The organism is Nonomuraea sp. NPDC049725 (assembly GCF_040674795.1).
Taxonomy (GTDB): Bacteria; Actinomycetota; Actinomycetes; order Streptosporangiales; family Streptosporangiaceae; genus Nonomuraea; species Nonomuraea ceibae.
In genome coordinates, this window is sequence record NZ_JBFANJ010000006.1 from 237,436 (window position 1) to 252,868 (window position 15,433).

At 70.8% G+C, this 15,433-nt stretch carries 16 protein-coding genes; 7 read left to right on the top strand and 9 right to left on the bottom strand.

Going from position 1 to position 15,433, the window contains the following annotated elements; all coding sequences use genetic code 11:
* Positions 1-5: 5 nt before the first annotated feature.
* Genes AB0J53_RS18015 through AB0J53_RS18030 form a run of 4 tightly spaced genes read right to left on the bottom strand, consistent with a single transcriptional unit; the run spans position 6 to position 5,277 of the window.
* Positions 6-827 (bottom strand): carbohydrate ABC transporter permease, encoded by an 822-nt coding sequence (locus tag AB0J53_RS18015; RefSeq protein WP_357584159.1) that lies wholly within the window; start codon positions 825-827, stop codon positions 6-8.
* Positions 824-1,681, bottom strand: coding sequence for a sugar ABC transporter permease (locus AB0J53_RS18020; RefSeq protein WP_219499898.1), 858 nt, complete (start codon positions 1,679-1,681; stop codon positions 824-826). Before AB0J53_RS18020 ends, AB0J53_RS18015 begins: the two co-directional genes overlap by 4 nt.
* Positions 1,682-2,983 (bottom strand): extracellular solute-binding protein, encoded by a 1,302-nt coding sequence (locus tag AB0J53_RS18025; protein ID WP_364173306.1) that lies wholly within the window; start codon positions 2,981-2,983, stop codon positions 1,682-1,684. It lies immediately after the preceding gene.
* Positions 2,980-5,277, bottom strand: coding sequence for a TIM-barrel domain-containing protein (locus tag AB0J53_RS18030; protein WP_364173308.1), 2,298 nt, complete (start codon positions 5,275-5,277; stop codon positions 2,980-2,982). Before AB0J53_RS18030 ends, AB0J53_RS18025 begins: the two co-directional genes overlap by 4 nt.
* A gap of 967 nt (positions 5,278-6,244) precedes the next feature.
* Here AB0J53_RS18030 and AB0J53_RS18035 point away from each other — a divergent pair.
* Together AB0J53_RS18035 and AB0J53_RS18040 are read left to right on the top strand one after the other, a co-directional pair.
* Positions 6,245-6,793: a GNAT family N-acetyltransferase gene (locus tag AB0J53_RS18035; RefSeq protein ID WP_364173311.1), complete on the top strand. Its 549-nt coding sequence runs from the start codon at positions 6,245-6,247 to the stop codon at positions 6,791-6,793.
* A gap of 71 nt (positions 6,794-6,864) precedes the next feature.
* A complete protein-coding gene (locus tag AB0J53_RS18040; RefSeq protein ID WP_364173314.1) occupies positions 6,865-7,359 on the top strand; it encodes a GNAT family N-acetyltransferase in 495 nt (164 codons plus the stop codon).
* Between the two features lie 289 nt (positions 7,360-7,648).
* Here the strand turns inward: AB0J53_RS18040 and AB0J53_RS18045 are convergent, their stop codons facing one another.
* The gene (locus tag AB0J53_RS18045; protein ID WP_364173317.1) at positions 7,649-8,545 is read right to left on the bottom strand and encodes an NAD(P)-dependent oxidoreductase; all 897 of its coding nucleotides are present in this window, start codon (positions 8,543-8,545) and stop codon (positions 7,649-7,651) included.
* A gap of 220 nt (positions 8,546-8,765) precedes the next feature.
* Between AB0J53_RS18045 and AB0J53_RS18050 the strand changes: the two genes are divergently transcribed.
* The 5 genes from AB0J53_RS18050 to AB0J53_RS18070 all read left to right on the top strand — a co-directional run bounded on the left by AB0J53_RS18050 (position 8,766) and on the right by AB0J53_RS18070 (position 11,610).
* A complete protein-coding gene (locus AB0J53_RS18050; RefSeq protein WP_364173320.1) occupies positions 8,766-9,353 on the top strand; it encodes a CGNR zinc finger domain-containing protein in 588 nt (195 codons plus the stop codon).
* Positions 9,354-9,441: 88 nt separating this feature from the next.
* Positions 9,442-9,798: a metalloregulator ArsR/SmtB family transcription factor gene (locus tag AB0J53_RS18055; protein WP_308125593.1), complete on the top strand. Its 357-nt coding sequence runs from the start codon at positions 9,442-9,444 to the stop codon at positions 9,796-9,798.
* Positions 9,795-10,277, top strand: coding sequence for an SRPBCC domain-containing protein (locus tag AB0J53_RS18060; protein ID WP_364173324.1), 483 nt, complete (start codon positions 9,795-9,797; stop codon positions 10,275-10,277). Before AB0J53_RS18055 ends, AB0J53_RS18060 begins: the two co-directional genes overlap by 4 nt.
* Positions 10,274-10,918, top strand: a complete 645-nt coding sequence (locus tag AB0J53_RS18065) for a dihydrofolate reductase family protein (RefSeq protein ID WP_364173327.1) — start codon at positions 10,274-10,276, stop codon at positions 10,916-10,918. Before AB0J53_RS18060 ends, AB0J53_RS18065 begins: the two co-directional genes overlap by 4 nt.
* A gap of 95 nt (positions 10,919-11,013) precedes the next feature.
* The gene (locus AB0J53_RS18070; protein ID WP_364173330.1) at positions 11,014-11,610 is read left to right on the top strand and encodes a hypothetical protein; all 597 of its coding nucleotides are present in this window, start codon (positions 11,014-11,016) and stop codon (positions 11,608-11,610) included.
* Between the two features lie 21 nt (positions 11,611-11,631).
* Here AB0J53_RS18070 and AB0J53_RS18075 read toward each other — a convergent pair whose 3' ends face one another.
* Genes AB0J53_RS18075 through AB0J53_RS18090 form a run of 4 tightly spaced genes read right to left on the bottom strand, consistent with a single transcriptional unit; the run spans position 11,632 to position 15,381 of the window.
* On the bottom strand, positions 11,632-12,498 hold the full coding sequence (locus AB0J53_RS18075; RefSeq protein WP_364173333.1) for a fumarylacetoacetate hydrolase family protein: 867 nt from the start codon (positions 12,496-12,498) through the stop codon (positions 11,632-11,634).
* 36 nt (positions 12,499-12,534) lie between these two features.
* Positions 12,535-13,587: a Gfo/Idh/MocA family oxidoreductase gene (locus AB0J53_RS18080; RefSeq protein ID WP_364173336.1), complete on the bottom strand. Its 1,053-nt coding sequence runs from the start codon at positions 13,585-13,587 to the stop codon at positions 12,535-12,537.
* Positions 13,588-13,613: 26 nt separating this feature from the next.
* Positions 13,614-14,444 carry a carbohydrate ABC transporter permease gene (locus AB0J53_RS18085; protein ID WP_364173339.1) on the bottom strand — a complete coding sequence of 277 codons (831 nt, stop codon included), beginning with the start codon at positions 14,442-14,444 and terminating at the stop codon, positions 13,614-13,616.
* A 4-nt stretch (positions 14,445-14,448) separates the two neighbouring features.
* Entirely contained in the window at positions 14,449-15,381 is a 933-nt protein-coding gene (locus AB0J53_RS18090) for a sugar ABC transporter permease (protein ID WP_364173342.1), read from the bottom strand.
* Positions 15,382-15,433 lie beyond the last annotated feature (52 nt).

Below are 15,433 nucleotides of genomic sequence, written 5' to 3' on the forward strand. Positions count from 1 at the left end.
GAGGCTCACTTCACGGCGCCGACCGTGATGCCTCGGGTGAGCGTGCGCTGGAAGATCAGGAAGAACGCGACGGCCGGGACGATGCCCAGCAGGGCGGAGGCGCTGGACATGGTCGCGTCCATATACCGCTCCCCCTGCAGCACGCCGAGCGCCACCGGCACCGTCTGGTTGTCGTTGGAGATCAGGAAGATCAGCGGGAGGAAGAACTCGTTCCACGTCCAGATGAAGAAGAAGATCATCAGCACGCTCAGCGTCGGCCGGCTGATCGGCACCACGATCCGGGTCAGCGCCCGGAACCGCCCCGCGCCGTCGATCTCCGCCGCCTCCAGGATCTCCTTCGGGAACTGGCCCAGCACCGCGCTGAGCAGGTACGTCCCGAAGGCCGCCTGGATCACGGTGAAGATGATGATCATCGACAGCCGGGTGTCGTAGAGCCCGAGCTCCTTGGCCAGGTAGTAGAGCGGGTAGGCGAGCGCCTCCTGCGGCAGCGTGTTCGCCACCAGGAACAGCACCAGGATCGACAGCCGGCCGCGCACCCGCCCGATGCCGAGCGCGTACGCGTTGAGGACCGACAGCACCACCGCCAGCACCGCCACCGAGCCGCTGATCAGCAGGCTGTTGACGAGCTTCTCGCCGAAGTCCACCCGCTCCCAGAAGTCCACCACGCCCTGGAGGTGGAGGCCGCCGGGCAGGCTCAGCGGCCCCTCCGAGCTGTACTCCTCCGGCGACTTGACCGCGTTGAGCGCCACGACCAGGAACGGGAACACCATGACCACGGCCAGCACGACCAGCGCCGCGAGCACCGCCCAGCGCCCCGGCCCCCTCATCGCTCACGCTCCTGCACGCGCAGGAACAGGAACGTCACCACGACGATGATCAGCGCCAGCACCGTGGCGATGGCCGACCCGTACCCGACGTTGCTCTTCTGGAAGAAGTTCAGGTACGAGAAGTACGACGGCACCATCGTGGCGTTGCCCGGCCCGCCACGCGTGAGCACGAAGATCGGCCCGAACACCTTCAGCGCGGCGATCGTGCACGTCAGCAGCACCACGAAGATCTCCGGCCGGATCTGCGGCACCGTGATGTGCCACACGCGGCGCCACCAGGACGCACCGTCGAGCTCGGCCGCCTCGTAGTAGGCCGGGTCCACGCGCTGCAACCCCGCCATGAAGATCACCACCGGGTAACCGAGCTGGAACCAGACCATGACCGCCATCACCGTCGCCAGCGCCAGATCGGGATCGCCCAGCCAGTCGAGCTCCAGCCCGAACGCCCGGTTGACCGCCCCGTACGACGGGTGCAGCATCCAGCCCCACACCACGCCCGCCACCGCGACCGGCAGCACCTGCGGCAGGTAGTACATGGCCCGCAGCGCCGCCGCCGTCCGCGTCCCGAACCGCTTGCCGACGTAGTCGAACAGCGCGGCGGCCAGCACCAGGCCGATCACCGTGGGCACGATCGCCATGGCGACGATGAGCGCGACGTTGTTCTGGAACGAGAGCCAGAAGCGCTCGTCCTCCAGCAGCCTGGCGTAGTTGTCCAGGCCGACCCACCTGGGCGTGCCCACCCCAGACCAGCGGGTGAAGCTCACGCCCAGGTTCATCAGGAACGGCACCACGATGACGCCCAGGAACAGCAGCAGGCTGGGCGCCAGGTAGAGCCAGTAGCCTCTCCTTCTCATTCAGTTGCCGAGGTCGGCGAGGTTGTCCTCGTACGGCCCGGCGATCTCGGTCAGCACCTCGGCCGGCGACTTGGCGCCGTTGATGAGCTGCTGCGTGCCGGCGACCAGGACGTCGTAGTAGCCGGGCGCGGGCCAGTCCGGGTAGAAGGCCAGCCCGTCGGCCGCCGTCAGCTTGTTGAACGTCTCGATGAGCTCCTTGCTCTTCGGGTCGGTGATCGCCGCCGGGTCGGCCGCGACCGGGACGCCGCCCGAGTTGCCGAGCAGGTTCTGGATCTCCTTGCTCATCGTGATGTCGATGAAGTCGTAGGCCAGGTCCTTGTTCTCCGACTTCTCCGGCACCACCCACAGGTTGCCGCTGGAGCCGGGCGCCATCGTCGAGCCGGGGAACAGGAAGTGGCCCCACTCGAACCCCTTGGCCTCCTCGGCGACCCGGCCGTACCACCAGCTCCCGCTGATCATGACGGGGAAGTCGCCCTTCATGAACGCCACGCCCATGTCCTCGGCCTTCAGCCCGGACGCCTTCTCGTCGACGTACCCCTTCTTCACCCAGTCGGCGAACGTCGTCGCCCCGTACGTCAGCTCCGGGCCCTGGAAGTCGACCTTGCCCTGGTAGGACTGGTACGCGTCGACCCAGGCGCGGTCCGCCTTGCTGAGGGCGAGCTGGTAGACGATCTGCTGGGCCGGGTACTCGGCGCCCGCCAGCGACACCGGAGTCACGCCGGCCTTGACGAAGGCGTCCAGCGCGGCCGTGAACTCCTCGTACGTCGCCGGGACCTCGACCTTGTGCTTCTCGAACAGGTCCTTGTTGTAGTAGACCATCACGAACTCGCCATAGTTGGGCAGCCCGTACCAGTTGCCGGAGCCCATCACGCCCCGGTCGTCGTAGCGGGCCGTGGTCGCCAGGCCGCCCGGCAGCAGCTTGTCCCAGCCGCGCTTGGTCACCTCCTCGCTCATGTCGGCGATGAGGCCCTGCTTGGACAGCAGGCCGGCGGTGGCGTTGCCCTTGTTGTACTCCATGAGGTCGGGCGCCTCGTCGGAGTTGAGCACCATGCTCGCCGTCTTCTGGATCTGCTCGAAGCTCTTCTCCTCGAACCGCACCTTCACGCCCGGGTGCGTGGCCTCGAACTTCTTGATCGCCTCGGCCCACGCCTTGCCCATCGCGCTCTCGGCGGCCTCGTAGTGCCAGAGCTTGAGCACGCGCGGCTGACCCGGGTCGGCCGCCGGCTCACCACCGCCGCCACCGCACGCCGACAGCGCGAGCGTCACGGCCACCAGCGCCGCCACGCCAGTCTTTCTGATCATGGTCCCTCCTGGGTGATGACGGCCCTGCCGGGAGCGCCCGCCACCGGGGCGAACTCGACGGCGGCGACCCGTTTCGGCCCGGTGACGGTCACGCGCAGCGTGTCGCCGTCCCGGGTGGCCACGACGGCGGTCTCGCCGTCGGTGTCGTGGATCCGCATCCGGCAGTCGCCGCCCCCGAAGGCGACCAGCGTGATCGTGTCCGGCGTCGTCACGGTCTCGCCCGGTTCGGCGACCGGGACGAGCGCGCCGCGCCGCACGAACAGCGGGATCTGCTCCAGCGGCTTCGTCACGCGCACGTACCGCCCGCCGCCGTGCGTCTCGCCGGTCCAGTAGTCCACCCACTCGCCATCCGGCAGGTAGACGTCCCGCGTGCCGCCGGGCGAGGTCATCGGCGCGACCAGCAGGTCCCGCCCCAGCAGGTACTCCAGATCGGCCTGCCAGGCGACCGGGTCCTCCGGGTGGTCCACGCAGAGCGCGCGCATCATCGGCGCTCCCGTCCGCGCCGCCTCGACGGCCGCCGAGTAGAGGTACGGCATCAGCCGGTAACGCAGCCTCAGCGCGTCGACCGCCTGCTCCTCGACGGCCGGGAACTCCCACGGCTCCCGCGTCGTCGTGCCGTGCAGCCGCACCAGCGGCGACAGCGCGCCGAACTGCGTCCACCGCACGAACAGGTCGTCGCTCGGCCTCCCGGTGAACCCGCCCGCGTCATGACTCCAGAACGGCACCCCGGACAGCCCGTGCGCCAGCCCGCCCCGGATCGTGCTGCCCATCGCGGCATAGCTCGTGTACGTGTCGCCGCTCCACTGGGCGCTGTGCCGCTGCCCGCCCAGGAACGACGAGCGCGCCCACACCAGGCCGTGCCCGTGCACCTCCCGGGTCACCTCGGCGACCGCGTCGTTGAACAGCAGCGTGTAGACGTTGTGCAGGTCGGTGCCGGTCATGCCGTTGTAGGCGACGGCGTCGGCGGGCACGCCCTCGGCGAAGTCCGTCTTGAACGCCTGCACGCCCTGGCGCAACAGCGCCCGGAGCCGGTCCTGGAACCAGCGTTTCGCGGCGGGGCGGGTCAGGTCGAGGATGCCGCAGGCGGGGAACGACCCGTGCCAGGTGTCGGCGACGTACGCCTCCCCCGCCCCATTTTTCAGGAAATATCCCGCGTTAGCGGCTTCTGCGAACGCGGGGCTCAGGTGGGAGATGTACGGGTTCATCCACAGACAGACCTTGAACCCCATCCCATCCAGCTCCGCCAGCATCGCCGCCGGATCCGGGAAGTTCACCGGGTCCCAGCGCAGATCCGACCAGTGCCCGTCGGCCTGCCAGTAGGTGTCCAGATGCAGCACGTCACACGGGATCCCGCGCTCCCGGATCGTCCGCGCCCTGGCCAGCACCCGCTCCTGGCTGTCGACGCAGAAACCCGAGGAGATCCAGGTGCCGAACGCCCACTTCGGCGGCAGCTCCGGCCGGCACGTCAGCCGGTCGTAGCGCTCCAGCACCTCCGGCGGCGTCGGCCCGGCGATCACGTAGTAGTCCAGCACGTCGTCCGGCACCACGATCTGCACCGCGCTGTGCGTCGACTGGCACACGTCGAACTCCGTCGGCGCGCCACTGTCCACCAGCACCCCGTAGCCCCGGCTCGACAGATAGAGCGGCACGTTCTTGTAGGCGCGCTGCGACTCGGCGCCGAACGCGTCGAAGTTCCACATCACCGGCCGCTGCCCGCGCTTGTCCAGCCGCGCGAACGACTCCCCGAACCCGGCGAACGCCTCATCGGGCGCGGCGACGAAACTCTCGTGATAGGCCACCGGCCCGCCGCCCGCCGACGACCGCCCGAACGGCAGCGTCCGCATCCGGCCGCTGATGTCCACATGGCCCCGGTCCTGCTCGACCAGCGTGACCCCGGCGGCATCCGTGAACCGCAGCTCCCACGGCGCCAACCGGATCTCCGCCCGCAGCGACCCCGCGTCCACCACGATCCGCCCGTCGGCCGTGCTCTCCGCCCGCGCCCCCGCGAACGTGCCCGGCCGCACCAGCGCGATCGCCCGCTCCGACCGGGGCCGGGCATCGGCGTCCTCGCTCAGCCGTACCCGGATCACGCCCTCACCGGCCACGCCCACCTGCACGACCAGCGTCTCCTCTGCCGTGGTGACCGCCTTCAGCATCACCCCCGCGCCGTCGGCGGCCACCAGCTCGGCGGCGGTCAACGCGGACAGCCCTCCCTCACCGTGCGCGCGGACCGGCAGCTCGGGCGGGTCGGCCACGAAGTACTCATGCGCGACCAGGGGCGGGCGATAGGGCATGGATGCTCCTTCAAGGGGTGCGAAACTCCTGAATTAGTTTGCTGTCCATACCAACAAAGGTCAACGGGTAATTCGTTTACTCCCCATCCCAACTCCTTCACGGCAAGGGCCTCGCCCGTGGCGCGCTCCGCGCGTTCGCCTGCTCGGGCTCCTCTCAGTGGGGGGCCCAGCCCCCCACACCCCCTGGCAAGGGGCCTCCCGGCCCCCTGCACCCCCGGGGGTTGCGCGGGGCGGGAAGTTGGGCGGTAGGGGAGTACCGGGCGGAGGGCGCTTGACCGTGGAGACGCAAGCCGGAGGTGCGGGCTGGAAGCGAGCCCCGGGTCACGGCGGGAGGCGCAGGGCGAGACCGGAGGCGGGGCGAGGCTGGAGGCGCACCGCGGGAGGCGGGCCACGGCGGGGCGGGTCACGGCAGGGCGGGCTGGAGGCGGGGCGGGAGCTGCGGGCTGGAGGCCGGGCCCGGGACACGGTCGGAGGCGGGGGCGGGCCGGGAGGTCGTGGCACTCGGCCGGAAGGTGCGAGACCAGGACGTAAGGCGGGTGGGGCCGGACCAGCGCCGGGGGCCGGCCCGAGACCGGAGGCCGGGACCGACCGGGGTCCGACCGCCCGAGGTCGGGGGGCCGGGGGCCGGATGCCGGGAGTCCGCGGATCGGGGGCCGAACCGAGGCCTGGGGCCGGGGACCGGAAGCCCCGGGACTGGGTGCCGGGGCCGGGGGCCGGAAGCCCCGGAAACGGGAGCCTAGGACCGGAGGCCGGAGGCCGGGGACCCAGGGCCAGGGGCCAAGGACCCGGGGCCGGAGGCCAGCGGCCCGGGGGCAAGGGGTCAGGAGGCCGAGGGCACCGCGCAGGGAGCGCGTGGCCGAAGCGCAGCCCCGGAAGCGCGAGGTCCGGTCACCAAGGCGAGGGGGGATGGCCGGTAGGGGCGCGCAACCGGGAGCGGAAACCCCCGGGCACGCCCTAACGTTGCCACATGTCCGAAATGCCATCACGGGTGGAACTGCGCCCGCTCACCCTCTCCGACCAGGACGAGTTCTGCTCCCTCGTGCAGGCCAGCGCCGAGCTGCACGGGCCCTACATGCAGTTGCCCGCCACCCCCGAGGACTTCCAGGCGTGGATGCGCCGCTTCGATGACGGCACGAACGTGGGCCTCCTGATCCGCGTCCGGGAGAACGGGGAGACGGCCGGCATGGTCAACATCAACTCGATCATCCGGGGCCGCTACCAGGGCGCGTCCCTTGGGTATGCGGCCTTTGTTCCGTACGCCGGGAAGGGGTACATGACCGAAGGGCTCAAGGCGGCGCTGCGGTACGCCTTCACCGAGCTGCGGCTGCACCGGCTGGAGGCCAACATCCAGCCGGGCAACAAGGCGTCCCTGGCCCTCGCTCAGCGCCTGGGCTTCCGCTATGAAGGGCTGTCGCCCGAATACCTCTACATCGACGGCGCCTGGCGCGACCACGAACGGTGGTCCATCACCGCACCGACCCCCTGGACCCCGGACCCGTCCCTGCCTGCGGTGTGAGCCGCGTCCCGGGCGTACCGGCACATGCGGGGACCAGGGCTGGTATCGCACGGTCTGGGTAGGGTTGGGCGGTGCCCGAGCTGGAGCAGTTGCATGCCGATCACGCCTCGGCGGTCCTGGCCTTCGAGCTGGCGAACCGCGCCTGGTTCGCCCTGTCGGTCCCGGACCGCGGCGACGAGTACTTCGACCGGTTCGCCGACCGGCACAGCGCCTTGCTGGCCGAGCAGGAGGCCGGCATCAGCGCCTTCTACGTGCTCGTCGCCGACGACGGCCCGGTGCTGGGCCGGTTCAATCTGTACGACTTCGAGGACGGCACCGCCACACTCGGCTATCGGGTCGCGCAGCAGGTCGCCGGTCACGGCGTGGCGACCGCGACCGTCCGGGAGCTGTGCCGGATCGCCGCAGTGCGGCACGGGCTGCGCACGCTGCGGGCGGCCAGCTCGCACGACAACGTCGCGTCCCAGAGGGTGTTGACCAAGGCCGGGTTCGTCCCGGTCGGCCCGGCCGGACCGAGCGACCTCAGCGGCAAGACCGGCACCTGGTACCAGCGCGACCTCCAGCCGTAGAGCCCCGGCAGTAGACGGCCCAAGCCGCAGGCCCCAGCCGGGGGTCTCGGTTCTGCTGGTGGCAGGCTCCGGCCCGCGTCATCGTCACCCCTCCGGCGCGGGCGGGGTCCCTCGGCGGGCCTCAAGGGAAGTCGCTGGTCGAGTGCCCGGCGACCGAAGGACCCGAAAGACCCAAGGGCCGGGAAGACCGGAAAGACCCGAAGGGCCTGAAGGGCCGGAAGGGCCGGGTGGACCGGAAGGGCCCCCGAAGGACCCGAAGGACCCAAAGGCCCCCGGCCCGGCCGTGTGGTCAGCGGGCGGCGGCGGCTTCCGGCAGGTCGCGGTGGCGTTGCACGTCGGCCAGCGAGGCCCAGTCGTCCCGCTCGTGCCCGGCCTCGATCGCCTCGGTCAGGAGCGCCGAGAGCAGGTCGCCGACCGGCAGGCGCAACCCCGTGGCGGCGGCCTGGGCGCGGGCGAGGTCGACGTCCTTGCGGCCGAGCACCGGGGTGAACCCGGCCGGCTGGAACGTCCCGGCGGCGATGAGCCGGCCGTAGTTCGTGTAGACGGGACCGGGCGTGATCGTGGCGGTGAACAGGTCCACCACGGTCGCGGCGCCCACCCCGCCCCGTTCGGCGATCGCCACCGCCTCGGACAGCGACTGGATCGCCGAGGCGATCAGCACCTGGCCGGCGACCTTGACCACGTTCGCCTGCCTCGGCTCGGTCCCGACCTGCCACACGCGGGCGCTGATCGCGTCCAGCAGCGGCCGCACCCGGTCGATCAGGGCGGGGTCGCCCGCGGTGACGACGTTGAGCCGGGCGGCCTCGGCGACCGCGACCCCGCCGAACATCGGCGCCGCCACGTACCCGACGCCGTGCTCGGCGTGCCGCCCGGCGGCGTCCTCGGCGAGGGCGGGGCTGATCGTGGCGAGGTTCACGTGGACCGCGCCCGCCGGTGCCGCCTCCAGCGCACCGCTGTCGAGGAACACCTCGCGTACGGCCGCGTCGTCGGCGAGCACCGAGAACACCACGGGCGAGGAGAGGAACACCTCCCCCGGGTGCCCCACCTCGACGGTGCCCGCCTCGACCAGCGGGGCCGTCCTGCGCCGGTCGCGGTTCCACACCGCCACCCGGTGCCCGGCCCCGATGAGGTTGCGGGCGATCGCCGCGCCCATGCCTCCCGTGCCCACCACTGTCACATCGGCCATCTCCATCACCTTCCCGAGTGGAACCACTTCAACCGGTTCCACATTACAGGCTCCGGCCGTTCGTGGAACCGGCTCAGGTAGTTCCACAAGCACTACGACGGAGAAACGTGCGAACCGGCCCAGGCGGTTCCAGGAGCACGCAGACGACAGGAAGCATGAACCGGCTCAGGGAGTTCCACGAGCACGCCGACGAGGGAGGCGAACCGGCTAAGGTGGTTCCATGAGCACGTCGACGGGGAAGCGCGAGCCCGCGTTCCGGCTGGACAACGAGCGCCTGGCGTTCCGGTTCACCGCCACGCTCAGCGACCGCGGCGGCGTGCCGGTCGAGCGCCTTCCCGACCCCGGGCGTCTGGACGACTGGCTCGCCGCGAACGACCTGCGGCTGAGCAGCCACCGCGCCACCCCGTCGGACCTGGCCCTGGCCCGGCGGCTGCGCGAGGCCATCCACCGCGCCGGCACCGACGTCGCCCGGGGAGTCGCGATCCAGCGGGCCGACCTGACCCTGCTCAACACCCTCGCCCGCGAGGCACGGGCCTACCCGGCGCTCACGCGCACGGGGATGCGCTGGCTCAGCGACGCCGACAACCACGTCGAGGCGAGCCTCGGGCTCGTCGCCGCCGACGCGGTCGTCATCCTCGGCGGCAAGGAGCGCGGCCGGGTCAAGACCTGCGAGAACCCGGACTGCGGCGGCCTGTATGTCGACACGAGCCAGGGCCGCAGCCGGCGCTGGTGCTCGATGAACCACTGCGGCAACCAGATGAAGAAGGCCAGGTTCCGCCACGGAGCCCCCGCGGCCAGAACGCCCTGACCACCCCCGATGCGCCCCGGCAAACCGGACGACGGCCACAACACTTAGCCCTTGCGCTAACCATTGAACCAGGACAATACTTAGCCGTGTGGCACAGTATTCGGCCCAGTTGGACGGGGTGCTCGTAGCGCTCGCCGACCCGACCCGGCGCGCCGTCGTCCGGCGACTGGGGCGCGGGCCCGCGAGCGTCGGCGACCTCGCCGCCGCGTTCCCGATGACCCTCCCCTCGTTCATGAAGCACATCCGCACACTCGAGGCGAACGGCCTGATCAGCACGGTCAAGTCCGGCCGGGTGCGCACCTGCGTGCTCAATCGCGGGCAGCTCTCCCTTCTCGACGACTGGCTCGCCGAGCAGCGCCGGATCTGGGAGGAGCACACCGACCGCCTCGAACGGTTCGTGCGGGACCAAGCAGACCAGACCGATCAAGAGGAGGACCTCCGATGAAGCTCGACCCCGATCTCGACCTCGCCCTGGAGCGGATCATCCGCGCCCCGCGCGCGACCGTGTGGCGGGCGTGGACCGACCCGTCCCAGCTTGAGCAGTGGTGGGTCCCGGCTCCGGCCCGCTGTCGGGTGCACCGGCTGGACGTGCGGCCCGGAGGGGCGTTCGTGACGCGGCTGAGCGAGGACGGGGCCGAGTTCGTCCCGCATCTCGACGCCTGCTTCCTCGCCGTGGACGAGTTCGAGCGGATCGTGTTCACCAACGCGATCGACAGCACCTGGCGCCCGGCGAACCCCGACCCGATCCCGATGACCGCCACGATCACGTTCGGCGACCACCCGGACGGCACGGCCTACCGGCTGCTCGTCCGCCACCGCGACCCCGAGGCGCGCGCCCTGCACGAGAAGCTCGGCTTCGCCGACGGCTGCGGCACGGTCACGGCCCAGCTGGCGGGCTTCGCCGAGGCAGGGGGGCCGCGATGAGGCTCGTCCTGACGGAGTTCGTCACGCTCGACGGCGTCAGCCAGGGGCCTGGCTCCCCCGACGAGGACACCAGCGACGGTTTCGCCCTCGGCGGCTGGCTGGTGCCCCATCTCGACGCGGCGTTCGTCCGCTACACCTCCGACCGGCTCGATCTGGCCGACGGGCTACTGCTCGGACGGCGTACGTACGAGGCGTTCGCCCGCGACTGGCCGAAGATCACCGACCCGGGCGACCCGTTCGCCGAGCGCATGAACACGCTGCCGAAGTACGTCGTCTCCAGCACCCTCGCCGAGGGCGCATGGGACCCCACGACCGTGCTCAGGGGCGACCCCGTACGGACGGTCGCCGAGCTCAAGGCCCGTCCCGGCCGGGAGCTCCAGATTCACGGCAGCGCCCGCCTGGGTGACGCGCTGCTGTCGGCGGGCCTGGTCGACGCGCTGCGCCTGGTGGTCGCGCCCACCGTGCTCAGGACCGGCCGCCGCCTCCTGGCCGGCGGCCCCGGGGCCCGGGACGACGCCACGTCGGCCCTGCGCCTGGTCCACCACGAGGCCACGCCGAGCGGGCTGCTGCTCCTGGAGTACGAGACGACCGGCCGGGCGCGCCGGGGCACGTACGCGGGCGTGACCGGCGTGCCGGGCTGACAGGGATCTGTACGTCCGATGACAGGACGCCTCGGCATGCTCGGGCACGCCCGCATCCGAACCCACCGCCGGGCACCGGCGGAATCGAGGCTCCCATGCTGTTCATCGAACTCTTCGTGCCCAGCGGGGTCTTCGGCCCGGACGAGCGCCGCCTCCTCGCCGAGCAGCTGACCTCGCGCAAGATCCTCACCGGCGACGACAGCGATCCCGGCGCCGATCCCGGCGTGATCAGGCTGTACGAGTCGCTCAGCGACGTCGTCGTCCACGAGGCGCCGGCGCCGCGGGCGGCTCCGCCCTGCTACGTCGTCAACGTGTACGTCGCCGCCTGGGCCAAGGAGATCGGCGAGCACCTCGTACGGGAGATCACCCGCAGGCTGGGTGAGGCGGAGGGCGACCCCGGGCGGCTCTTCCGCGAGCCGCGTGCGCTGGTCCACGTGATCGGGGTGCCCGACGGCGGCTACGGATTCGCCGGGAAGGTCCGTCGCTCCACCGATCTGCTGGACCTGATCGACCGGGCGAAGTCCCGGCGCCCCGAGGAGGCGCCGGAGGGCATGTTCGTCGACCCGGTCTGCGGCGCCCGCGTACCGGCCGGGGAGGCCGTCGTCACGGAGATCGACGGGACCACGTACGGCTTCTGCTGCGCCCACTGCCGCCGCCACTTCACCAGGCGCCGACTCCAGGAGCAGGCGTGAGGCCCGCTCCTGGGGGCGGCGTCAGGGGGCGGCGACGACGGCCTGGGTCTGGCGGCCGAGGCCGTCGATGCCGAGCTCCATGCGGTCGCCTGGCCGCAGGTAGACCGGCGGGTCGAAGCCCAGGCCGACGCCCGCCGGGGTTCCCGTGTTGATGAGGTCGCCGGGTTCGAGGACCATGAACTGGCTCAGGTAGCGGACCACGTGGACGGGGTCGAAGAGCATGTCCGCCGTCGAGCCGGTCTGCCGCCGGACGCCGTTGACGTCCAGCCACATGCCCAGGCCGCTGACGTCGCCCGCCTCGTCCGCCGTGAGCAGCCACGGCCCGCACGGGTTGAACGTCTCGGCGGACTTGCCCTTGACCCACTGGCCGCCGCGGTTGAGCTGGAAGTCGCGCTCGCTGACGTCGTTGACCAGGACGTAGCCGGCGATCGAGGCGCGGGCCTCGTCGTCGCTGTCGAGGTAGCGGGCCCGCTTGCCGATGACGACGCCGAGCTCGACCTCCCAGTCGGTGGCCGTGGAGCCGCGCGGGATGCGCACGTCGTCGTCGGGGCCGACGAGGGTGTTCGGGGCCTTGGTGAAGATGATCGGCTCCTGCGGCGGCTCCTTGCCGGACTCCGCGGCGTGGTCGGCGTAGTTGAGGCCGACGCAGAGGATCTGGTGGGGCCGGGCGATGGGCGCGCCCACGCGCTCGCCGGCGAACCGCCGGACGTCCCCGGCGGCGGCCCGCTCGGCGACGGTGGCCGCGAGCGTGGCGAGGCCGGTGGTGCCGGTGGCGAGGAAGGTCCCGTCGAAGTCGGTGACGACGTCGGACACGTCGACGTAGGTGTCGGTGTCGATGGCGACGACCGGACGCTCCGCGCCCTGGTCGCCGATACGCATGAGTCGCATGAGGGTTCCAGATTCAGGGGTGGGTGGGGAGCGAGGTCACAGGTCCGCCGGGAGGCTGACGGTCCTGCCCGACTGGATGGACTCGTAGGCGGCCTCCACGATCCGCATGGCGTAGACGGTGTCGCCGGAGTCGATCAGCGGGGCGCGGCGCTCCACCAGCGAGCGCACGTAGTCGGTGACCTCGGTGAGGACGGACTCGTAGTGCCAGCCGCCCGGGTGCCAGGCGTCGGGGCCGAACGGGACGCCGTCGACGGCCTCGCCCTTGTAGTCGTGCTGGCCGCGGAAGAGCTTGACCACGGGCTCGGACATCTGGTCGACGAGGATGCCGCCTTCGGTGCCGTACAGCTCCAGGCGCTCGCTGTGGGGGACCTCCGACACGGAGGTGAACCCGCAGGAGAAGTGGGCGCCGCTGCGCATCCGGCCGTACACCTCGGCGGTGTCCTCGATCTCGTTGTCGAGCGGGAAGACCTTCTTGGAGATGCCGGTCAGCTCGTCGAACTCGCCGAGCAGCCACTTGAGCAGGTAGAACGAGTGGGCGCCGGTGTCCATGACGAGGCCGCCGCCGAGGGCGTACTGGGTGCGCCAGTAGCCGGGCATCGACAGGTGGGCCTTCTCGTTGGAGCGCAGGTAGGTCCTGGCGTGGATGACCTCGCCGATCGCGCCTTCCTGGAGCAGCCGGTGGACGGCCTGGTAGGCGGCGATGTAGCGGGAGTTCTCGGCGACCATGAAGTGCACCCCGGCCTCGGCGGCCCGGCGCTGGATGGCCACCGACTGCTCGTACGTGGGCGCGACGGGCTTCTCGATGATGAGGTGCTTGCCGGCGTCGAGGACGGCCATCGCGGCGTCGTAGTGCAGGTGGTGGGGAAGGATCAGGTCCACCACGTCGACCTTGGGGTCGTTGATGAGCGCTTCGAGGTCGGTGTAGGTCCTGCCGCCGAACTCGGCGGCGAAGGCCGCGGCGGCCTCGGGGTTGACGTCGCAGCCGGCGACGAGGTCGACGACGTCGGACATCTGCTTGTAGGCGGCCGCGTGCGTCTTCGAGATGAGCCCGAGACCCGCGATGCCGACACCCAGCTTCGACACTGCCATGTGATTCTCCTGTGAAGACTTGTTGATCAGCCCTTGAGCGAGCCGGCGAGGACGTCGGCGCCGTAGCGGCGCTGGAGCAGGTAGTAAACGATCATGACCGGCAGGGCGACCATGATCGCCGCGGCGCAGGTGATCTGGTAGTTGCTGCCGTACTGCAACCCGACGAAGAAGTTGAGCGCGGCGGGCACCATCCGCAGCTCGGGCTGCGAGATCATCACGACCGCGAGCAGCAGGTTGTTCCAGGTCCAGATGAACAGGATGGTGGCCAGCGCGAAGATCGGCGAGCTCGCCGTCGGCACGATCACCTTCCAGAGCGTCTGCCACCGGTTGGACCCGTCCGTGCGCGCCGCCTCCAGCAGTTCCCTGGGGAACGACTTGAAGAACGACGTCATCCAGTACGTGCCGAAGGCCATCGAGCCGCCGATGCACGGCAGGATCATCGCCCAGTAGGTGTCGATCAGGTTGTAGGTCCGGAACTGGTAGTAGAGCGGGATGACCGTCGCCTCGTACGGCACGATGAGCCCGAGCACGAACAGCGCGCCCAGCAGCGAGGCGCCACGGAACCGCATCGTGCCGAGCGCGTAGCCGGTGAGGATCGACAGGAACACCGACACGCCCACGACGACGCCCGACAGCAGGATGCTGTTGAGCAGCGACCTGCCGATGCCCGCGTCGGGGTTGTTCCACGCGCTGATGAAGCTGTCCAGCGACCACTGGCTGGGCCAGGCCAGCCCGCTCACCGAGGCGTCCGGCGGGTTGAACGCGACGAGCGTCGTGGAGATGAAGGGATAGACCGCGAAGGCCGCGAACAGGAGCAGCACGACGTACGACAGGGTCTGACTGCGGCGGGAAACCATCGTGCTACTCCGATCTGACGAGCCGGTTGACCAGGCCCACACCGATGAAGATCACGATCGTGAGCAGCATCGCGATGGCCGCTCCCGGCCCGATCTGGCCGTTGACGAAGACGTCGCGGTACATCATCAGAGAAGGCGTGGTGGTGGCGTAGCCGGGCCCGCCCTGGGTGGCCATCAGGGGCAGGTCGAAGACGCGCAGGGCCAGGGTGAGGGTCATCACCAGCGAGACGCGCAGTTCGTGGCGGATGCCGGGCAGCGTCACGGTGAAGAACTCCCGCACCGGTCCGGCCCCGTCGATGCGCGCGGCCTCGTACAGCTCCTTCGGGATGTGCTGCGTCCCGGACAGCAGCATGACCACGACGAAGCCGAACGTCGCCCACAGCCCCACGATCCCGAGCGCCGGGAGCGCCAGCCCGTCGTCGCCCAGGAACGGCTTGGCGAACTCCTCGCCCAGGACGGCCCTGATGATCGCGTTGAGCGAGCCGTCCAGCGAGTAGAGCCAGCGCCACGCGATCGCGACGACCGCCAGCGCGATCGTGTACGGCAGGAAGAACACGAACCGGAAGAACGCCAGTCCGCGGATCTTGGTGCGCGCGATGATGCCGACGAGCAGCAGGGCGGCCAGGACCGGCAGCACGCAGCTGAAGACGACGAAGACGAGCGAGACCCGCAGCGACGCCCACGTGTTGGGATCCGTCAGCACCTGGACGTAGTTGTCCAGCCCGACCCAGGTCTGCGGCGACAGCCCGTCCCATTCGAGGAACGACAGCCGGAACGTGTCGAGGATCGGCACGAGCACGAACATCGCGTAGAACGCGAAGCCGGGCAGGATGAGCAGGTAAGCCAGGCCCCGGACCTCGCGGCGCCGGGGCCCGCGACGGGACCGCCCGCTCGACGACCTCGCCGTGCGGGCGTCTGTGGAGACCGTGACGGCCATGGTGCGACCTACTTCCCTCCGGGGCGCCGGCGGCGCGGTGCGGTCCTGCGCA